The 20,773-nt window shown below is 32.6% G+C and carries 18 protein-coding genes; 8 read left to right on the top strand and 10 right to left on the bottom strand.

All coding sequences use genetic code 11. The annotated features are described in order from the left end of the window. Positions 1-171: 171 nt before the first annotated feature. Positions 172-1,278, top strand: a complete 1,107-nt coding sequence (locus DCC35_RS10835) for a competence protein CoiA family protein (protein ID WP_137090808.1) — start codon at positions 172-174, stop codon at positions 1,276-1,278. Here DCC35_RS10835 and DCC35_RS10840 read toward each other — a convergent pair whose 3' ends face one another. Both DCC35_RS10840 and DCC35_RS10845 read right to left on the bottom strand, forming a co-directional pair. After that, a complete protein-coding gene (locus DCC35_RS10840) occupies positions 1,279-1,896 on the bottom strand; it encodes a recombinase family protein (protein WP_137090809.1) in 618 nt (205 codons plus the stop codon). 191 nt (positions 1,897-2,087) lie between these two features. Continuing rightward, a complete protein-coding gene (locus DCC35_RS10845) occupies positions 2,088-2,303 on the bottom strand; it encodes a helix-turn-helix domain-containing protein (protein WP_175402789.1) in 216 nt (71 codons plus the stop codon). 84 nt (positions 2,304-2,387) lie between these two features. On the opposite strand from DCC35_RS10845, the gene DCC35_RS10850 reads away from it, so the two are divergent. The 4 genes from DCC35_RS10850 (at position 2,388) to DCC35_RS10865 (ending at position 10,816) form a co-directional block, all read left to right on the top strand. Beyond that, complete coding sequence (locus tag DCC35_RS10850; RefSeq protein ID WP_137090811.1) at positions 2,388-2,585, top strand: hypothetical protein; 198 nt, start codon at positions 2,388-2,390, stop codon at positions 2,583-2,585. A gap of 225 nt (positions 2,586-2,810) precedes the next feature. Then, positions 2,811-3,593 (top strand): hypothetical protein, encoded by a 783-nt coding sequence (locus DCC35_RS10855; RefSeq protein ID WP_137090812.1) that lies wholly within the window; start codon positions 2,811-2,813, stop codon positions 3,591-3,593. A gap of 292 nt (positions 3,594-3,885) precedes the next feature. Beyond that, positions 3,886-10,143 (top strand): ATP-binding protein, encoded by a 6,258-nt coding sequence (locus DCC35_RS10860; protein WP_137090813.1) that lies wholly within the window; start codon positions 3,886-3,888, stop codon positions 10,141-10,143. Further along, the gene (locus tag DCC35_RS10865; RefSeq protein WP_137090814.1) at positions 10,124-10,816 is read left to right on the top strand and encodes a hypothetical protein; all 693 of its coding nucleotides are present in this window, start codon (positions 10,124-10,126) and stop codon (positions 10,814-10,816) included. Before DCC35_RS10860 ends, DCC35_RS10865 begins: the two co-directional genes overlap by 20 nt. 591 nt (positions 10,817-11,407) lie before the next feature. Here the strand turns inward: DCC35_RS10865 and DCC35_RS10870 are convergent. From DCC35_RS10870 to DCC35_RS10900, 7 genes are all read right to left on the bottom strand, one after another. Continuing rightward, on the bottom strand, positions 11,408-11,836 hold the full coding sequence (locus tag DCC35_RS10870; RefSeq protein ID WP_137090815.1) for a hypothetical protein: 429 nt from the start codon (positions 11,834-11,836) through the stop codon (positions 11,408-11,410). A 72-nt stretch (positions 11,837-11,908) separates the two neighbouring features. Then, on the bottom strand, positions 11,909-12,337 hold the full coding sequence (locus DCC35_RS10875; protein ID WP_137090816.1) for a hypothetical protein: 429 nt from the start codon (positions 12,335-12,337) through the stop codon (positions 11,909-11,911). 90 nt (positions 12,338-12,427) lie between these two features. After that, positions 12,428-12,895: a DUF2383 domain-containing protein gene (locus DCC35_RS10880; RefSeq protein ID WP_137090817.1), complete on the bottom strand. Its 468-nt coding sequence runs from the start codon at positions 12,893-12,895 to the stop codon at positions 12,428-12,430. Between the two features lie 340 nt (positions 12,896-13,235). Further along, positions 13,236-13,682: a hypothetical protein gene (locus DCC35_RS10885; protein WP_246069996.1), complete on the bottom strand. Its 447-nt coding sequence runs from the start codon at positions 13,680-13,682 to the stop codon at positions 13,236-13,238. A 3-nt stretch (positions 13,683-13,685) separates the two neighbouring features. Then, a complete protein-coding gene (locus tag DCC35_RS10890; protein WP_137090818.1) occupies positions 13,686-14,201 on the bottom strand; it encodes a PepSY domain-containing protein in 516 nt (171 codons plus the stop codon). Between the two features lie 16 nt (positions 14,202-14,217). After that, a complete protein-coding gene (locus DCC35_RS10895; protein ID WP_137090819.1) occupies positions 14,218-15,018 on the bottom strand; it encodes an outer membrane beta-barrel protein in 801 nt (266 codons plus the stop codon). Positions 15,019-15,190: 172 nt separating this feature from the next. Continuing rightward, positions 15,191-16,243, bottom strand: a complete 1,053-nt coding sequence (locus DCC35_RS10900; RefSeq protein WP_137090820.1) for a hypothetical protein — start codon at positions 16,241-16,243, stop codon at positions 15,191-15,193. 133 nt (positions 16,244-16,376) lie between these two features. On the opposite strand from DCC35_RS10900, the gene DCC35_RS10905 reads away from it, so the two are divergent. The 3 genes from DCC35_RS10905 (at position 16,377) to DCC35_RS10915 (ending at position 20,388) form a co-directional block, all read left to right on the top strand. Continuing rightward, on the top strand, positions 16,377-16,892 hold the full coding sequence (locus DCC35_RS10905) for an RNA polymerase sigma factor (protein ID WP_137090821.1): 516 nt from the start codon (positions 16,377-16,379) through the stop codon (positions 16,890-16,892). Between the two features lie 68 nt (positions 16,893-16,960). Next, a complete protein-coding gene (locus tag DCC35_RS10910) occupies positions 16,961-17,866 on the top strand; it encodes a FecR family protein (protein ID WP_137090822.1) in 906 nt (301 codons plus the stop codon). Then, positions 17,863-20,388, top strand: coding sequence for a TonB-dependent receptor (locus tag DCC35_RS10915; RefSeq protein ID WP_137090823.1), 2,526 nt, complete (start codon positions 17,863-17,865; stop codon positions 20,386-20,388). Before DCC35_RS10910 ends, DCC35_RS10915 begins: the two co-directional genes overlap by 4 nt. 55 nt (positions 20,389-20,443) lie before the next feature. Here DCC35_RS10915 and DCC35_RS10920 read toward each other — a convergent pair whose 3' ends face one another. Further along, the gene (locus DCC35_RS10920; protein ID WP_137090824.1) at positions 20,444-20,704 is read right to left on the bottom strand and encodes a hypothetical protein; all 261 of its coding nucleotides are present in this window, start codon (positions 20,702-20,704) and stop codon (positions 20,444-20,446) included. Between the last annotated feature and the right edge of the window lie 69 nt (positions 20,705-20,773).

Raw genomic sequence — 20,773 nt, forward strand, 5'->3', positions numbered from 1 at the left:
GGTATATTATAGCATTAGATAAACCAAAACATTAGGAGGGAAGCACTCTATTCTATGTGAGTTGATTGCTTTCGATCATTGCTTCCCTTCTTTATTACTTCTTAATCTTTAGTGTCACATTCTGTCAAAATATTTATTAATCTTTAAGGTAGTTCTTAATAAATAAAGACAATGCCATTTAAGGGGATTTACAAAGGGTCGGAGATAATAGCGCCTCTTTTAACCGACGAGGAATGGGATAGGTTAAAACAGGAAATAAAAGCTAGTAACGATAGCCTAATTATTGCTGCAACAGGAAAAGAAGGTTATTTGCGAAAAAGCTCTCGTGGTTTAAAGCATCTGGCTCATAAAAAAGGTGAAGCACCATTAAACTGGAAACCCGAATCCTGGGAACATCTTATGGCCAAAGAAATTTTTCTAAAGGCAAGTATCGATGCAGGATGGAATGCAAGCCCAGAGTATATTGGGCATGGTTGGGTTGCGGACGTATTAGCATGGAAAAGGAATGTTAAAATAGCATTCGAGATTCAATGGTCAGGACAAACTTTATCTGTAACACAAGAGCGTCAAGAAAAATATTTAAAGGATAATGTTAGAGGCTGTTGGTTTTTTAAACGATTACCAGTTGATCCAGATTCTGATATCAATCTATGGCAAGGTTCTAAAGAGATACCTGCTTTTAAAGTAGAAATCGATGATAATGAAAATATGTATATAGAATTTGAGAATAATAAAATATTATTATACGATTTTGTTAAAATGCTATTAAACGGGGGTTTAACCTTTTCTGAGTCAATTTCTCCTACTAAAGATAAGGTCATTAGACTAGATTATAACTTTTATGAACAGCCTTGTTATCGATGTAATAGAATGTATTATAGATATTGGGTTAATAATTCATTTTATGATGGAGAACATTATGCATCATCAAAAACTGTTTCAGCATGTAATCGAACTGTTCAACTAAACGAAGTTTTGAACGAGGAAAAAAGATATCGATTTGAGCAGGACATTTATAATGAAGCTATATCTATTTGTGAGGAGAATGGATTTTTATTGGCAAAAATACAAAAGCATTATAATAGGAAATTAGGTAAATTTCATTTTGTATTTTGTTGTCCATCTTGTAAAGCCTGGATTGATGATTACCACTTAGAGCAAAATGAACTTAAGGCACAAAATTTACTTAGATTTCAACGAAAGATTATTATTGATAGTTTGGCAAATGTTAAAGTTGATTGTCCTCATTGGTGCTACTCTAAATTTCATGAAGATTAATTATAAACCTGAAAAATCTTTCACTTTCTTAATTGTATTCGGAGAACAATTACATAGTTTCTGGATTTCCCTTGAGGAATAACCTTTTGCAAGGTACTTAGCAATGTCTTGGTGTTTTGAAAGAAATTTTTCAGGAGATTCTTTTGATCCAACTTTTCTTCCGGTTGTCAAACCTTTGGCTTTTCTTGATCTTATTCCTGACTTTATTCTATAGCTTAATTGTTCGCTTTCAAGCCTGGCTAAATCAGCCATAATTGTTACAATGAGTTTTGTAAATATATCTCCGGAATGGTCACCTTTATTAATTGTAGTTCCAAGATTATGTATATAGATAGCTATTCCTTGCTGCTTTAAATCTTCAATTAGGCTTAATACATCTACTGTATTTCTACCGAGTCTGGATACTTCTGATATCATGATACATTGTATATTATTTGCATTGGCAAATGTGAGTGCTTTTTGAAGTCCAGGTCTTTGAAATGAAGATTTACTAAAAGCTGAAATTTTTTCTGAAAAAACTTTGACAACTTCAAATCCATGGATTGACTTCATGTCATTTAATTGTCTTTTGGTGGATTGGTCTTTTGAAGAAACTCGTGTGTAGATTATCGCCTTCATGTTACAAATTAATCATTAGATAAAATAATAACGTTCGAATTAAGAATTTTGTTAATCTGAAAATTATTAGAGAAAAATAGTAACAAGGATTAAATAGTAACGATGTCAAGTGTAAAAAAAATCAGAGTAAAATCGTTTTATTACGATAAAATTTTTTTAGTAAAAATCTTGAAATATAAAGGAATGATATTTTACTTTTCAATTTGACTAAAGAATTCACCATAGGGTACTTGCAGTACATCTAAGATATTAAGAATAGAAATGATAGATGGATTTCTTTCACCGCGTTCGATTTTACCAATATAGTCCGGATGCAGATCTGATAAGTCAGCAAGTTTTTCCTGACTTATTTTCTTTTGCTTTCTATAAGAAGCTATTTGTCGTCCGATTATTTTACTTAAATCCACGGATCGAAAATAGACTGGTATTTTATACTAGAACACAGACTATTTGTGCGGATTCCTATTTTTAACTAACTTTCTGTAGTTAAAATGGAGAAGTTGAAGAAAGATAAATTACGACCAGTAGAAATAACAACAAAAAAGGGGAGTGTGAAAAATGGTTACTTTCACCGTTTTGTATATGTAACAGATGAAAAATACTCTGCTCCACGGGTATTAATCGAGTTGACTAATGGGAAATTAACAATGGTCGATCCGGATGATGTGAAGTTTACTGATCGAGAATAGTAATACTAATCCTATATTTATTTAAATACTTTTTCAATCTTACCGAAATAATGAGTCCTGAAACCCATATCATATTGTAAAGAAGAAAAATTTAAATATTTTATCGATTCGTAAAATAATCAATGGCTTATCAGTGCCTATTAAAAATAATATGTTGTATATGTATTTTATGTAAAATTTTATTTTGTATTTTTGATTTAAAATTAATAAAATCAAAATATAATTATGAAAATGTTTAAAAATCCAGTAGCAAAAATTGGTGATCCCATACAAGGTAAAATAATAACACCTATAGATGCAGAGGGTGAAAATAACCCTAGAGATAAGGTGAAGTATTACTGTCCATGTCAAAATTGCAAGGATCCTGATAGATTATTGGTTTTGTCTAGATCACCGAAGGGAAATTATTTTTTTAAACATAGATCTGGGTTTGAGCATGAATGGAAGCCAATGACTCTTCTTCATTTATATATTCAAGAGTATCTAGCCAAAGAAAATATAATTCTTATAAAGGACTTCAACACAAAGAATTTCAAAGTGCGTAAACAAAATATTTCTATTAATCCTTTCATGACGACTATAGAGGATAATTGTCATGAAGATATCAGATTTGATGTTACAGTTATTACTAAAAGTGGACTAAAAATAACTATTGAGGTTATTGTTACTAATGATATCACACAGCAAAAAGTCGATAAAATTAGAAAATCAAAAATACCAACCTTAAGAATAGATTTATCTCAATTTTATTATGAAAATAGATTAGAGTGCCAATCAGACCCTGAATTTGTTAAAAGCCATACCAAAGGTCTTGTGGAAGATATAGCTAATCAAGATTGGGTTCAAACACCATCAGAGAATGAGGTTAGAAAGCATTTTGAATTTGTTGAAAAGAAAGATGAAACAGGGTGGGGGATAGTAGCTTTAATATTTGGGGTAATTGTTTTATTTGGTATTGCTAATAATTTTCAAGGGAGTACATTTAAAAGTCGGAGTTATTTTAATTAATGTAGATATTTAAGTCTAATCTCTAAAGAAATAAATGATTGTATATCTTATAAATATTACTAATATATTTATGAAATCTGTTAACTTAGGAAGTTTTCTGAAAGCTATGAATGTATTCAATTGAGCTTTTTAATTTAAGATATTTAGTTAACTATGATTTTGTAGCAATTAAAAGAAGTAGTATTATTAACTTATTTTAGATTGGATTCAATTATAATTAAAATAGTTAGCTATATAGATTTGAAAAATTAGTATTTGAATCGTTTTATTAGGTATTTAAATAATTATTTTAGTGAATTTAGATTCCCAAAATAACGACCTGGTTTCATATTCTCGTGCAGGAGATGTCTTCCATTATCGATGGGCTGCTAGGCGTTGCTTGAAGTTGATACAACCTACTTCAAACCTTGAATCAGTATTTATAGAAGGATCAAATGAGAGGAAAAAAGCAGGGGAATACGTAATAGATGTTTCAGAGTACTACAATGATAATCAGACTAAAAATCGAATTGAATACTATCAATTAAAGCATACTACATTACAACAAGACAAACCTTTTACATTAAGCAAACTCAAAGATACAATTGTTGGGTTTGCTGAAAGATACAAGCAACATTCAAAAGAGAAATCCTTATCTGGAGTATCCTTTACAATTATTACAAATCGGAAGATAGATGAAACCTTTAAGCAAAACATCTCCTCAATATCAGGAGGTGGTGATAAGGTCAATAATAGATTTGTTCAAACGATTAAGAAGTATACCGAACTTAAAGGCAAGAAACTAATGCAGTTTTGTAGCCTCCTGAATTTTGCAGATAGTGAAGGAGACTATTTAGATCAAGAAGGTGATCTAATGATTGAAATGTCTAGGCTGCAACCTGGAATGATTGACACAGCTCAGGTTGATAGCATAGTTTCATTAGTTCAAAGAAAAGTTCTTCCAGACTCCAATGGAAAAATAATTAAAGAAGATATTTTAAGGCCTTTTGGAGTTACTTCTATCGGGCAACTGTTTCCAGCGCCTCCATTATTTGAGGAGCTTGATAAAATTACTCATAGGGAGCAATACTTAAACATAGTAGATAGAATTAAAACTGCTGATCAACCTACAATAATACAAGCAGGAGGCGGTGTGGGAAAATCAGTATTCAGTCAATATGTTTTACAAGTACTACCAGAAGGCTCACTTGGAATCGCTTATGATTGTTTTGGTTCTGGTAAGTATCGTAGCAGAAGTAAACCAAGGCATAGGCATAGAGATGCACTTGTACAAATAGCAAATGAATTGGCATCACTTGGGCACTGTGATAGTATGGTTATTAAGGACACTACGCAAGAAAGTGACATAGTACTAGGTTTTCTAAGTCGAATAGAATCTTCAATAAAATCACTGAAACAAATAGTTGCTTCCGCTCAACTCTATATACTTATTGATGCAGCGGATAATGCAGAAATGGCGGCTAAAGAATTTGGAAATTCATGCTTTGCAAATGAGTTATTAAAAGAAGATTTTCCGCATGATTGCAAACTAGTTTATTTGTGCCGACCTGAACGAACACATCTTCTAAAGCCATCAAGTTCAATTTCCCTACTTAACCTTCAGCCTTTTTCTATAGAGGAAACATTTGAAAATCTCAAAAAGCATTTTCAAGAAGCAAATGAAAATCAGGCACTTGAATTTCATCGCCTAACTAGTGGAAACCCTAGGGTACAAATGAATGCAATTTCAGCAGGTCACGCTAGTATTAATGAACTTCTAGAATTCCTAGGTCCATCCGGAACATCCGTTGAACAACAAATTGAAGATCAGTTAAATGCAGCAGTCAATAAAATCAAAGACAACTTAACTTCTGACTATCAAAGCAGTGTAGATAAAATTTGTAAAGGATTAGCGAGTTTACCACCGAATATTCCATTGGAAGTTTTAGCAAAAGCATCTGAAGTAAGCATAGAAGAAGTAAAAAGCTTTATTATAGATATTGGTCGCTCATTATGGATGCGTGATTCGTCCTCTGTCCATTTTAGAGATGAGCCAACAGAAACATGGTTTAGAAAAACTTTTTTAAGCACGGAAGAAGATTTTCGTAGTTATGTTGAAATTTTAGAACCACTAGCTAGCTACTTCACCTATGTAGCAGAAATACTTCCGCAACTCTATCTCCAAGCAGGGCAATATGATGATTTAATAGAGATTGCCTTATCTGATAAGCTACTGCCAGCTAGTAATCCTATTGATAAAAGGAACGTACTTGTTTATCGTCTACAATTCGCATTTAAGGCAGCTCTAAGATCCGCAAACTACAAAGATGCTATACAACTTGCATTAAGAGCCGGAGAGGAAGTTGCAGGAGACCAAAGACAACAAAGCCTTTTTCAAAATAATATTGATTTACTTCCCAAGCTTCAGGACGATTTAAAGGTACAAGAAGTAGCTTTTAAGAAAATTCTAAGAAGTAGTTGGGAGGGTTCTGAGAATATTTATACCGCCTCTCTGCTAAGCGAAATTAAAGAATTCAATGGAGATGCTCAAGGCTATCTGAGGTCAGCCATGAACTGGCTTCACATGTATTTTGAAGAATCTAAGAAAAAGAATGATAGATATCGAGAAAACGGGATTAGCCGTGAGGATATTCTGGAATTAGCTTATGTTTTTCTGAACCTTAATGGTGCGAAATCATGCTTGAAATTTCTCGATAGCATAAAGCCTAAAGAGTTTATATTTGAAGTAGTTAGACAGCTTGTTAATCGATTAATTGATTCAGGTAGATTTGATGAAATAGATCAAATTCTTAAGAATGCTCGAGAAAATAAATTTCATGTTGTTGCCATTGTAAGTGAATTGGTGAAAGTTGGACGATTTGCTGAAGCTGATGACATTGAAAAGTGTCTAAAAATGTTGTCAAACTCAAAAATGAGAATCAAAAAGCCCAAAGATTCTTATCATGATAATCTTACCCCTTCGATAGTGGGGTTCTTAGAGGTTTGTTTGCATCGAATGATGGAGGATAGCTTAATTACAAAAACACTAGACTACTATGTCCCCAACGTTGCATCTCAGGGAGCCGGTTCAAGATACGAATCAAAGGAGAGTATTACATTTCTTAAAGCACTTTCTATCAGATGTGTAATCTCAAAAATTTCAGAAATTAACCTGGATGACCTTATGCCTAAGGTTTATAAGTCTGAGGATAAAAAGAGAAGTTATTCTGATGATATTAAAGAATTCAAAGAAGTAATAGGTGGTCTGTTCCCATGGTATTTATTGAGAGCACAGTTGATCTCGGGTGACATAGATGATCTTGCTAATAAGGCCAAGCAAGCTGATGAAGATTCAAAGAGAGCCATTATTGGCAGGTATAGATCATACGACGATCTTCCTAAAGAAATTGCGGGTATTCAATCATCAATTCTGATATATTGTAAAAAGCTTAAACTTGAAGCCATTCAGCAATATTTTAAAGATTATTTGCAGAATAACTCTTCATTTACAATAGGTCAACGAATCCATTTACTTCGGGCTGGAAATAGAGCAAATCACTTGAATAGCGTATTGACTGAAATTGAAAGCTCAACTTACAAAATGGTTAGAGGTCTGAAAGAGTCTAGACCGGAAGAGGTAGCTGGTGGCTATATTTCATTGGCACGAGCGGTGCTTTCAAGTTCAAAAGATGACGCAGCTGTCTATTTTGAAGATGCAATAGATATTATTTCCAAGTTCGGTGATGAAATTGTTGAACGCTGGGAGGCAGTAGAATCATTAGGGAAAGCGTCTAATTCTCATTCTTCAGATGAATTGGCGTATAGATTTGTTCGATGTGCAGAATTAGTGGGAGAGAATGTGTATCGAGAAAAACATTGGAATAGATCTAGAGCAATTGTAACCTGCGTTAATATGTCTCCCCAAATTGGAATTTCTGCTCTAAGTCGATGGAGGGATAGAGAAATAGGGGAATTTGAATATCAGCTGGAAGATATATTAAGATATCTCGTAAAATCCAAGGTCATTAGTCCAGATTTAGGATGGTCATTGGCTCGTTTTCTTCCAAACTATAATCTGTTAGATTTTTTGTCTATATGTTTGATAAATGGATCTTCTTTCAAAGAAAGAAATAAGATTTTCAATGATGCATTTGAATGGGTAAGAAAGGAGGGAGCCACTACAGAATATTGGATGCAAATGAAGTTACTTGCAGATCAATATAAGATTCGTAATAGTGACCTAAATAATGTTGTCAATTCTTTTGAAACTCAAATCAAAAGTTCAAAACCATCAGAATTAGAAAAGGATAAGGAAGAAGTTGCCAACTTACAAGAAGGTGGAAATTGGGATATTATATTCCGAGAATTAGATGTCTTGACTCCTAGTGGAGTATCGACACTTTTGAAAAGATATAACTTAGAAATTCATGAGAAACAGAATCACATTATATGGGATTTAAGTGATCTATATACTGAGTTGTTTTTACGTATTGACCCTAAGGATATATTAAGATTAGTTGATTCATTCTTATACGCTGAAAATATAGGATACTATGATTACATTAAATTCTTATCATTTATACCTAATGAGTGGAAGTCTAAAGTAAGTTTTAATAAAAAATGGCCAGAAATTATTAAAAAATTTGGTGCGAGATTTGCATATGATTTAGTCTATAATTACTCATATGAATCAGCCATCAGAGATCTAAATATTGATGATGATCTTTCCAATGAGTTGAGAAAGGGGATTTTTCAGAGATTATCTCAAGGTCAAGAATTTACCAATGCAAGCATTCTTTTTAGATTTGTACAACATGCGTCAGCGTTTATTGATGCAAGTCAAGCTGCTAATTTATTGGATTACGCTTTGTCACGATTTGAGATACACATTGAAGATGATTTTGGAGACGGTCCCTGGAATAAATGGCTACATGTTTCTGACGATATAGATAGAAATATTGCTGGTTTTATTTGGTCATCTCTTGGCTCACCACGTTCTGAAACTCGTTGGAAGGCTTGCCACGTAATCAAGAAATTAGCTGACTTTGGTTGTGCCAATGTATTAAAATCGCTTCTTGAATGGTTGGAGTATGATCAAGTTGATGCCTTCGGTAGCAAAAAGTACCCATTTTATAATTTACATGCAAGACAATATTTACTCATAGCATTTTCTCGTGTTTCGATTGATGCACCAGAAGTATTAGTTGATTATAAAGGGAAGTTTCAGAAGTATTCGCATTTGGAGCCTCATGTATTAATCCAAAAATTTGCATCAGAAATTGCTTTGAACATCGAAAAAGCAATTCCCGGAACTTATAGCTGTAGAGAGATCTCTAACCTTGAAGGGGTCGGGAAAAGTAAATTTAAAGCTAAGAAAGAGAAATATGGATATAGAACAGATAGTTACTTGCATCAAAAAGGAGAGGTTAATACAAATATAGAATTTAATTTTGGTTGGGATTTTGATGAATATTGGTTTAAACCTCTTGGTGAAGTTTTTGGAGTTCCAGGTAAGCAAATTCAAGATCTTTGTGCAGATGTTGTTTATAATAAATGGGGCTTAGAAACAAAAACAGGATACAATAATGATCCTCGTGTAAACCTGTGGAATCGTTCACAAGAAAGGGATACCTGGCATACTCACAGTGAATATCCAAAAGCAGATAATTGGGATTTTTATATTTCTTATCATTCGATGCTAATAGTTGCTGCGAAACTAGTTGAAAATATGACAGTATTAATTGAGGAATATGATGATGGGTTGGTAAATGAATGGGAATCCTGGTTATCAGGACATATTTTGACTTTAAATGATGGTAGGTGGTTAGCTGATTTAAGAGATCCATTACCAATTAATAAACCTGATTGGGTAAATAGTAATTTATCAAAAGAGTGGATTAATAATATTAAAGACGACGATTTACTGAAATATTTATCCTTATATAATGATGAAGGTAATTGGTTAAACGTATATGGAGAATGGAGTGAAAGAAAGGAACATTATCATGAAGAATGTACAATTAATTCTTCTTTAGTATTAAAAGAGACTTCATCGTCTCTTCAAAAATCACTATTAGCTGTAAAGAATTTTCAGGATTATAAGTTGCCAAATTTTGGTGAATCAAATTTCGAAATAAGTGAAGGTAAATTTCAATTAAAGGGATGGATAAATGAACCTTACTATAATAATGGGATTGATAGGTTTGATCCATATGCAGTAGGAATTAAAGCTCCCTTGCCTTCGATAGGGGAGGCATATATGGAATTATTAAAAATAACTCCAGATCCAATGAAAAAGACTTGGCATTTAAATAAAAATGATAAAGTTTTTAAATTACATTCCTGGAGCAGTGCCTTAAAATATGAAATTAAGCCAGAAAGGTCTGGTATAAGAATAACTGGAGAAATAGAAATATTAAAGACATTATGCCAGGAATTAAATTGTTGTATTATAATAGAAATCACTTTAAGAAGAGAAATCGATAGTCAATTCAGACCCAAAGATTATAAATTTATTCCAGCCAAACATAAAATATTTTTATTAACTGATAATGGAACAATCAAAGAATGAAATTGATAAAATTTTAGAGTTAGGTAAAAAAATTGTCTCTGAACTTGAATTAGATGGAAGTACAGACACTTTATCCAAATGGATGGCACATTACCTATCAGAAAAAATTTATACAATCGATGAATTAGATGGCTATGAAAGGGAAGAAGCTAAAAAAGAATGTTTTGACTTAATTGTTAAGTTATGGGATAGGAAATGGACTGTTCCACCTTTAAAAAAGGAATTTGATAGATTTGAAAAGTTATTTAATGTACTTGAAAGATTAGACCCAAAGAATGATGAGTCATTTTTTATTCCAGTTCAAATTAAATTTGGTTTAGAGGATCTAAATGATAAAAAGAATAAAAATAATATAGATTATTATAAAAGTGTTTTAAAAATTGACGAAAATGCTAAAGACATTATAAATGATTTATTAAAAGAAATAGCAAAACATTTTAATTTAGATCCCAAAATTAAAGATGTAATTGAATTATTTGATTCTTATGAAGCAAAAGTTGTAACAATTGTATCAAATATGAATATTAATGAAAGTGAGGATAAAAATGACCCTAATATGGAAATTAGGAACTCGGTGACAGAAAAGATTAGAAATATAGAAGAGTTTGAAAAATTGTTAAAAGAAATTTCTGACTCATATAAAAAACAATTAAAGGAATTAAACAAGAGCTAACACTCCTTCAAAATTTTCACCGTATAATTTAACTTACTGATAAGAGGTTATTAACTGAAAATACACAATCAACATTTTTAATGCACAAATATTAATATCTACACTAGAAAAGAAAGTTGTTTTATGTTTAAATAAGTCTAATAACTTTTTAAATTAAAATAATCAACATTTATAATGCACAGTTCAACATTTTTAATGGTACGGTACAATAGTGTATAATTTACTCTAAAACGCAAAAACCAATTTTGTTACATAATTTACATTATGTTAAGTAACATAAATTAATATCTCCTATTCTTTGGTTGTATTGTCATTCAATTTTAGAATGCCAACTACACCAGTCTGTTATTATTAGGAAAAAATAGTTAAAGATTCAGATGAAATAATTTCAACGCAGCGGAGACTTTATAGCTATTAACTATTATTGGAATGAAATAATTATTTATGTAGATCGATCGATACCATAGATTGTATACCCGTAACAGATAAGGATTAATTGATTAGTAGAATTTAATTGTCATTTTCAAAACCTTATTTTCTGTATATCCAGTATCTTCATGAAATTTTCCCAACCTAAGTGTTAGAGGGAAATTATGGTTTAAGAGCTTGAAATTCCTTTTTCGAATGACAATTATTTAGTTCACTCTCTTCCAGGCTTAAGGTAACTCCGGATATACTAAAGCTTGCATAAACGTCTCCTATCTCATCATAAAGGATATTGTTTTTATCAATATAAACCTGATTCCCATTTTTTTTATAGGGGTATTTATATATCGTTAGTGTACCCTGAGGATCATAAGAATTTATTGTTAAGATTGATTCTTCAAAATAATATTCATCACAATATTCTTTTTCACAGTCATAGTAATTGGTCTCGTAATAACCCTGATCACAAAACTTAATATTTTCAACTAAGAGCCATTTTGTACCTTCAAATTGAACAGCAGAATCAGGTGTGACACAAGAATTAAGAGTTAAAAAAAATCCAACAACTAAAACTCTAATTAATATTTTATTCATAGACTGAAAGTTTAAATAATACCTAGTTAGTAAATGGTTGATCATATGTTACACTATACGTACCATCGGTAATTACCAATTCATGTCCCCGCTAGTGGTTGCTTTCCCGGAAAAAGTAGCGTAAAAGCATGTTTTTCCATTTGCGATTACTCTGTTTTTAAAGTCGTGATCGGTGAAATCCATTTCATATTTTACATCATCGATATAAATTTCATAATTAAAACGATCAATAACATTACGGCCTTTTCGCTTATATTGTGTTTCGATAAAGATTCTCTGGAAACTATATGTTGTACTTGATCCTGATGCAGATAAATACAAATTATGTGTAGTCCAGTCAGGATTAATGCTTATGCCCCTGGAACCACTTGATAAAACTTGTTCTTCTCCATTTAGCTTAAATGTAATCTTTGTTTCAGCACAGGATGGTTCCTCATCTCCTGAACAGGCTAAAAACAACAAGATAAAACAAAAATTAATTGTAGTAATACTTAATCTCATAGTTGATCTTTAAAAAAATGTATAAAATTCCCAGGCGCTAATATATGTATTTAGTTAAAAAAATTAGTATAGGCAGATATTTTTAATGTTTTAAATTCTTGAATTTTGTTCTAATTCATAGGCGATTTTTTCAAGATTTATGATATAATCCCTAATTGAATTTTGTTGGTCATCAATTTCATCCTGTACATCAAATGGTAGATAACCACTACTAAGCTCTTCATATTTAGTCAAAGCTAGTCTTTCAAGACGGATACACTCATTTATTAAAGCCTGATCAGTTCCTGTCAATAATGCCTTTTCCAAATCATGCCAATTGTTGTTGTAATGGTCTACTATACTACCATTCCGAATATTTTTGATTGTCGATTGATCATATACATGGGCTATTTCCGCTAGCTTATAAGCGAAATTTTTATGACGATTGGCCTGGTTGTTAAATGTCCTGGCTAGTATTTTATTTTTTTCTTCTCTTGATACAAGGTTGTAGCTCTGGGAAGCATCAATATTTTGCTCGATTATTTCCTTTAGATCGTTAATATATCCAAATGAATCCATGATGATTTTACCTCCTTTCTTTATAATAACAGAAAGAACTAATGTTTCGGTTCTTCTTAAATTTAAGCAATTTTAAGCATTAATGCAGAGCGTTTTAATGTTGTATCTTAAGGTGTTTAAGCTACTATATTTGTGTAATGATTGATTCATTTGAAAAATGAATTAACATCATGGTAGAGTGAGAATTTTCTCGTGCCCTCTACCCTCTTTGAATTGTTAGGAAGAAACGTACAATACTCAAAAAAATTCATCAAGGCTGTTATGGTCAAAAATAAAGCGAAGCTATTTCTCAGGTTTTTCTCCTGATCATAACTTCGCTTAAAAAATTGTAAAATCAATATTAATTGCCAGGGTTCACGCTAAAGGAACCGTCACCATTAAATTCTACTAAGGTAACCGTTACCGTCCAGTCTCCAGGAGTTCCTGAAGCTGAAACACCTGATCGTGAATCATCACCCTGTCCAACTACTAAAGTCTCATTTAAGACTTCGACGCCATCGGCATCCTGAATAGTCAGATTAAAGCTTCCTCCTTTTACTGCAGTGATATCCATATTGAATTCAACTGTAGTTCGGGAATTATTCCAGGTATAAACCTCGGTTGTAGATCCTCCATCGCCTACAACATCACCTTCTATATCAGAACTGGTGTTTTCTATTTCAGTACCTGTCTCAGTGAAGGTAACATGTGCGTATGGCTCATAGTCATCTTTACAACCAACTGTAATTACAAATAATAATACAGTGGAAAGGGCAACCTTTAGAATGTTTGAATTGATGTTTTTCATAACTTATGATTGTATAACTGTACCACTAGTTGCATCAATTCTTACAGAGAAATCTTCAGAATTCGCATCCATCACTTCGAAAGTATAAACCCATGCATCCAAAGCAACGTCAAATTCCAGCGCCCATCTAAGAACTTCTCCAGGTTGAGCTTCTAAAGAATCTAATGCAATAGCTTTAGCAGCAGAGAAAAGAATCAATCCCATTCCAGGGTTTACTTCGTATTCAAACGGACCACTATCGCCTTCGATTTCTTTTAAAGAACCATCTTCAGTGAAGTATTCAAATTCTATTTTTGCGCCTTCAGTTGTAGTAATATTTACATCATAAAATGTCTGGTTCGTTGTTGTAGTATCAACATCATTCGATGTTACAGTTCCTTCAGTTCCGGAAAGCGAACTTAGTGCTTTTGTTTCTGCTTGTTGCTCATTGATTGGACCTGCAACTTCTTCATCATCACCACAGGCAATCATAGCTCCTGCAAATAAAATCATTGTAAAATAACCAAGTAATCTTCTCATAATCGTAAAAATTTAATTAATTAAAAAAATATGAAATACTTAAATCGATAAAATGCATTTTAAAATCATCCAGCGGATATTGAGGTGCCTCTTGGGCTGCATCACTCGCTCCCAACACTCCGAAAACCTCATTATTATTCATTGTGTTATCATCAAATAGTGCCGGAGAAGTAGTATTATACATGGATGATCCTGTAAGAGGCAAGTGATACCTGATATGAAGGTCAAAATTAGTTCCACCAAGATTGATTGTTTTTCCTGTACCGATCAAAAAGTTTAATCTGCTTTTATTAAAAGAATCCAATTCTCCTATTATACCTTCCTGATCTACTGCAGCATTACCTATAAATTCTGTTTCGTTTGATTCAATTTCAGGACTTCCAAAGATATTCCATTCGAAACCTGCATGTACCGATGGTTTATCTTCACCAAACGAATAGTGAAGAGTCACTGGAATTGCTATTCTCGAAGAGCTTATCTTAGCTTCAGATATTACTGTAGATTCGATATCGGCAAAATCAATGTTAATATTACTTTGCTGGTAATTGTAAGATAATTCACCGTTTAAAGAAAGGTTAGAGCTTAATTGATAAGACCCAACTACTCCAAGTCCGATGGTTATTCCCGGCTTATAACTGACATCCCATTGTGTGATCTCCACGTCATTGTTTAACTGGTAGTCAAAGTTATCTTTTAGGTTACCAGAGCTTACCCAGGATGTTCCTACATTTAATTTGGCCCCGATTTCGATCTGACTGTAACCTTCGAAGGCAAGAATCACCATAGCCGCTGTAAAAAATATTATTCTGTTTATCATGATTAAAAAATTAATTTAATTAAAAGTTGACTGTTTTATTTATGCCGGTAAAAAAGACGATGTAAGTTCTTCCTCTTCAACAAAAATTATTGGCTTCTGTACTTCTCTTGTCTTCATTTTCATAGCGCTTAAAAAGTTTAATGGTTAAAAAATTCACCTTTAAATTCTCTATCTATAATTTTTCAAATATTACAGTGGGAATATTCTCATCATCGTGATTCTCTAATTCTATATTTACATCTGAATATTCTACTACCTCCCACTCCTCTATTAATAGATTAAGTATTCCTTCTTCGTCTTCGAATTCTATATCCAGTTCAAGTGTGCCAGTGTCACCATAACTTTCCCATGACCCGATCATTGAATCGGCATCTTTGGTAGCAATTAAAAGCTCATCATTTCCGAAATTAAATATCCAGTTATTGAATAATTCAGTCTGATCGTTTTCATCAAAGAAATAAGTGATTTCCCACTGACCTGATATCAATAATGAATCAATTTCTTCCGTATCAACATAATCGTCATTAAAATTCATGTCATCATCTTCGTCACATGTATCCTCAGAATCATCAATTAGCTCTTCTAATTCAATATTGTTATTTACCTCAACAGTTGAACCATCAGACAGAATCATAGTGAGAGGAAATGCCAGGCTGACGAAATAATCGTCTTCCAGATTGTCTATAAAGAGGTGAAAGTTTTTATCTGTATCAATTGTGATATTTTCAAGGAATTGATTTTGTGTAGCATAGATTGTTACTTCTAAAGGATATTCAAAATCTATACATTCGATATCATCATCAAACCCTTCTTCAATACATTCATCAACCAGATCTTCTAATGCTTCTTCATCATTAATAATTATTTCCGAATGATCGCTCAAAATGACAGTTACAGGAAATACTATATTGATTTCATCATCATCATCGTCATATCGATCGATAATTTTTTCTACAACTTCATAATCATCTTCAGAATTTACAATGATCTCATTGCCATTTACTATGACAGTAACAGGCAATTCCAGGGAAATACAACTCCCTCCGGTAATAATGTTATCATCCGATCCATCTTTATAAGTTACCCGTTTAATTTGATTTGCAATTTCAGATTTTGAAGTGAAAGCTTCATCATCTGATGGATTCTGAATATCTACAGTCTCCTCCTGGCAGCTATATAATGTTGCTGTGAAAAGTAAAATGATGTGTATAAATATTTTCTTCATTTTTTTTTGCCTTGTGATTATAAAACCGATGACACAGGAAAACTCCTACCTCACTAAGAAAAAAAAATAATATTTCTCTTTAACAAGTATATTGGCTTACTTTAATAAACACACTATATAAGATTGCCGGTTTATGAATATTGATCTACATGATAATGTCTGTAAAGAAGAGCTCTTCAAGCAATTGTTTGATGAGCATTCGCCCGATCTTTATAAATTTCTTTACTATAAATATGGATCAGAAAATAATCCTAATGACCTTGTGCAGGAGGCATTTTTGAAATTATGGGATAATTGTAAAAAGGTAAAGCCGGCCAAAGCAAGATCTTTTCTTTTTACTGTTGCTAATAATTTAATGCTTAATGAGTTATCCAAGAAAAAGACGCGGATCAATTATTCTAAAGAAGATCATAAGACCCATTCTGAAGAATCTCCGGAGTACGTTTACCGTGAAAATGAATACATGGAACAATTGCAAAAGGCGTTAGAAGAACTTACAGAAGAACAAAGGGTGACATTCTTAATGAATCGTGTAGAAGGAAAAAAGCATCAGGAAATAGCTGATATGCTGGGCATTTCCCGTAAGGCTGTCGAAAAAAGAATATATACTGCCTTGCGTATTTTAAGAGAAAAAGTGGAAGGTCTTTAAAAAAAATGAAACTACCGGTAGGAATTTTAATATTTCATCGGTTGTATTAATGATAATAATCTGAAAATATGTCAGAAAACTATATAGAAAAATGGCTTAATGGTGAACTGAGTGAACAGGAGAAGCTGGAGTTTGAAAATAGCCCTGAGTTTGAATCTCTTAAAAAGCTTACTTCCTCAATTGATAAATTTAAAGCCCCTGAATTGAATAAGGAAAAAGAATGGCAACGAATTAAAGGATCCATTCAAGAACGTTCTCATCAGGAGACTAAAAAATCTGTTCAATGGTTCCCGACATTTATTAAGGTTGCTGCAGCCATAGCACTTCTTGTCACAGCATATATTTACTTTTTCTCCAACAATATTACGACGGTCTCAACCTCCATCGCTGAAAAGAAAACTGTGGTTTTACCTGATTCATCGATTGTAATATTAAATTCTTTATCGAGTATCTCTTACAACGATAATAACTGGGAAAACCAAAGGGAAGTGAAAATGGAGGGAGAAGCACTATTTACGGTGAGAAAAGGTTCTAAATTTGAAGTAGAAGCCTCTTCCGGTAAAATCAAAGTCCTGGGTACTCAGTTTAATGTGAGAGAGAGAGAATCTCTTTTTGAAGTGATCTGCTACGAAGGATTAGTTCAGGTTAACAAAGACGATGAAGAGGTAAAACTTACTCCTAATAAAATATTCAGGTCATTTGGCGGTGATTATTCGTTAGATGAAAAAATTGGGCTGACACCTCATTTAGCAACAGATGAAAGTGCATTTTATAGTGTTCCGGTAAAAGAAGTTTTAAATGAATTTGAAAGACAATACGAGGTGAATATTTCAGTAAAAGATATTAATCTTCAACAGGATTTTACTGGTAAATTCACGCATACGGATATTGATCTTGCGTTAAAATCTATTACTGTTCCTCTTGATATTTCGTATGAAATAGAAGGAGAAAAGGTCATTCTGACTAAAAAATGATCAATAAGTTAGGATATATTTTCCTGTTATGTTTGTTTGCTTTTGATTCTGATGCCCAGGAATCAGATCAAAAAATTCTGCTCGAGGAAATTTTACCAACAGTTGAAAAAAAATTCGAGGTTAGTTTTACTTTCGCCGATGAAAATGTAAAAAATATTCGATTAATACCACCTTCAGATAGCCTCAACCTTAATGAAACTTTAAAGTACTTTGAAATAAATACCGGTCTTAGTTTTCAAAGATTAAATGATCGGTTTATTGCTATAAAAAAGTCTCGTGGTTTTTCTGAAAAACTATCAATCTGTGGCTATGTCAAAGATTCATTTTCAAAAAAAGGAATTGAAAATGTATTGGTGAGAAGTGGTGAAAAGTTCACTGTCACTAACGATGAGGGTTTTTTCGAACTGGAAAAAGTTAATAGGGATAGTTTAGTCCTTTTTTCATTTATGGGATATGAAACTGTCCGGAAAACACCTGTCAGCTTTAAATCGTCTGAATGTTTAGATATATTTATCTACCCATCTATTGTTACACTTCCCGAAATTATTATAAGTAATTACCTGACCGTTGGAATTAATAAGAAAGCAAATGGCTCATTAGTCGTAGATACAGAAAGGCTTGGGAATCTTCCAGGGTTGATTGAACCAGATGTATTACATATAGCACAGGCCCTTCCCGGGGTTCAAAGCATCGATGAATCAGTTTCTGATATTAACGTACGGGGAGGAACGAATGATCAGAACCTGGTTAGATGGAATGATATAAGAATGTATCAAACTGGTCATTTTTTTGGATTGATCTCTGCATTTAATCCTTATTTAACCGATAAGATCACCATATTTAAAAATGGAACCAGTGCCAATTATGGAAGTGGAATTTCAAGTACAATATTAATAGAAAGTGAGGATGAAATCGCAGATGAGGTTTCCGGGTCTGCAGGTATTAATATGATCAGTGCAGATATGTACCTAAAAATACCTCTTACATCCAATTCATCAATGCAGGTATCATCGCGAAGATCTATCACGGATCTTCTGGCTACACCAACTTATAATGAATATTTCAACCGGGTATTTTTAAATACTGAAATAACAGATCCGGCAAACCAGGTCAATACCGTTCTGGCTTCGAATGAAAAATTCTATTTTTATGATATCAGCGCAAGATATCTTCATAATTTTTCAAATAAAGATAAATTAAGAATTAGTTTTTTAACTGTATATAATGACCTGGAGTACCTTGAAAATGCAGTAGTCAATAATGATATCGAATCCAGAACCAGTACCTTGCAACAACATGATGTGGCTGCGGGAATATCTTATATCCACTTTTGGTCTGATAAGGTTAAAACAAGTACCAATCTGTACCTATCTTCTTATAATTTATCATCGTTAAATTTTGATATCCTGAAGGAACAAAGACTGGATCAGGGTAATGAAGTACTGGATCTGGGGTTATCCTTAAAAACTCAATGGTTTGTTTCAGAGTCAATTGATTTCCATGCAGGATACCAATTCAATGAAATAGGAATAACAAATTATGACGAAATAAATAATCCATCCTTTTCCAGAACAATTAAAGAAGTTGGATTAATTCATTCCGGCTATATTGAAGGTAGCTATGTCTCTCCCGACGAAAAGACATACATTATAACTGGCCTGCGTGTTAATTATTACAATAAAGTTGAGCAGTTAACTTTTGAACCAAGGTTATCTATAAACCAAAAAATACATAAACACTTTAGCCTTGAAATCCTTGGAGAAATTAAAAGCCAGACAACTGCCCAGGTGATTGATTTTGAAAACGATTTCCTTGGTGTTGAAAAGAGAAGATGGATATTGTCTAATGGCGAAGACGTGCCGCTGGTAACTAGTAAACAGGGATCAGTGGGATTGATCTATGATAATAAGGGATTTCTCATAAATTTGGAAGCTTATCATAAACTGGCTGCAGGTATCACTTCATCAAGCCAGGGGTTTCAAAACCAATTTCAATTTATAAGGTCTGAAGGAGAGTATACCTCAACTGGTTTTGATCTATTGATTAATAAAAGTGTTGGTGAAAAATTTAACTCCTGGATTAGCTATTCACTTGCAGAAAATATTTATCGGTTTGACGAATTTGTGCCTTCAGAATTTCCGTCAAATCTTGACATTCGACATATATTTAAGCTCGGTACCAGCTATACCTCAGATCGATTTGAAGCATCAATTGGATTAAACTGGAGAACAGGGAAACCATTCACACCAGCTTTATTGGCATTAGACGAACTTAGAATTATATACAGAGAGCCAAACAGCCTGAATCTAAACAATTATTTCAGATTAGACGCTTCTTTTAAGTATCACTTTAACCTCAATGATCGTATAAAAGGTCAATTAGCAACTTCTTTTTGGAATATCACTAATAATAAGAATATCCTAAATACCTATTATCGAGTTAATAGTGAGGATGAATTACAGCTTGTCGAGGAACTTGCTCTTGGATTTACTCCCAACGTGATGATTCGCTTTAATTTCTAAAACTATTGAATCATTTCTCAGGATTAAATTTTTTACAAATTGTAAGGGTAAATGTTTAATTAATCTTTTTAATCAAAACCTCATAATTCTTTTTATTTTTCAGCTCCTGAAGTGAAGGCTTCCCTCCCATTGGCCATATTATGATGCCATCTTTAGTATTGGTCTGATTTTTATTAGTCACTTTTACAAGGACATCTTTGAATGCTTTTGTAACATCTCCATTGATCGTGATCTGTCCTTTGGCTAGTTTGGATTCGTCAAATAGTTTCCAATCCAGATCATTATCAATCTTTACTATTGGCTTGCTCTTATTCATAACTAACTAGTTGATAGAACTTTAAATATAATCAATTAATCTAAAAAAATACTAACAACATAATTATTT

It is taken from the genome of Mangrovivirga cuniculi, from assembly GCF_005166025.1.
In the GTDB taxonomy this organism is placed as follows: Bacteria; Bacteroidota; Bacteroidia; order Cytophagales; family Cyclobacteriaceae; genus Mangrovivirga; species Mangrovivirga cuniculi.

Excerpts from the sequence above, each read along its gene's own strand:
- DCC35_RS10835 (WP_137090808.1), top strand. The coding sequence starts at position 172 with ATGCCATTTAAGGGGATTTACAAAGGGTCGGAGATAATAGCGCCTCTT.
- DCC35_RS10840 (WP_137090809.1), bottom strand. The coding sequence starts at position 1,896 with ATGAAGGCGATAATCTACACACGAGTTTCTTCAAAAGACCAATCCACC.
- DCC35_RS10850 (WP_137090811.1), top strand. The coding sequence starts at position 2,388 with ATGGAGAAGTTGAAGAAAGATAAATTACGACCAGTAGAAATAACAACA.
- DCC35_RS10855 (WP_137090812.1), top strand. The coding sequence starts at position 2,811 with ATGAAAATGTTTAAAAATCCAGTAGCAAAAATTGGTGATCCCATACAA.
- DCC35_RS10865 (WP_137090814.1), top strand. The coding sequence starts at position 10,124 with ATGGAACAATCAAAGAATGAAATTGATAAAATTTTAGAGTTAGGTAAA.
- DCC35_RS10870 (WP_137090815.1), bottom strand. The coding sequence starts at position 11,836 with ATGAATAAAATATTAATTAGAGTTTTAGTTGTTGGATTTTTTTTAACT.
- DCC35_RS10875 (WP_137090816.1), bottom strand. The coding sequence starts at position 12,337 with ATGAGATTAAGTATTACTACAATTAATTTTTGTTTTATCTTGTTGTTT.
- DCC35_RS10880 (WP_137090817.1), bottom strand. The coding sequence starts at position 12,895 with ATGGATTCATTTGGATATATTAACGATCTAAAGGAAATAATCGAGCAA.
- DCC35_RS10885 (WP_246069996.1), bottom strand. The coding sequence starts at position 13,682 with ATGAAAAACATCAATTCAAACATTCTAAAGGTTGCCCTTTCCACTGTA.
- DCC35_RS10890 (WP_137090818.1), bottom strand. The coding sequence starts at position 14,201 with ATGAGAAGATTACTTGGTTATTTTACAATGATTTTATTTGCAGGAGCT.
- DCC35_RS10895 (WP_137090819.1), bottom strand. The coding sequence starts at position 15,018 with ATGATAAACAGAATAATATTTTTTACAGCGGCTATGGTGATTCTTGCC.
- DCC35_RS10900 (WP_137090820.1), bottom strand. The coding sequence starts at position 16,243 with ATGAAGAAAATATTTATACACATCATTTTACTTTTCACAGCAACATTA.
- DCC35_RS10905 (WP_137090821.1), top strand. The coding sequence starts at position 16,377 with ATGAATATTGATCTACATGATAATGTCTGTAAAGAAGAGCTCTTCAAG.
- DCC35_RS10910 (WP_137090822.1), top strand. The coding sequence starts at position 16,961 with ATGTCAGAAAACTATATAGAAAAATGGCTTAATGGTGAACTGAGTGAA.
- DCC35_RS10915 (WP_137090823.1), top strand. The coding sequence starts at position 17,863 with ATGATCAATAAGTTAGGATATATTTTCCTGTTATGTTTGTTTGCTTTT.
- DCC35_RS10920 (WP_137090824.1), bottom strand. The coding sequence starts at position 20,704 with ATGAATAAGAGCAAGCCAATAGTAAAGATTGATAATGATCTGGATTGG.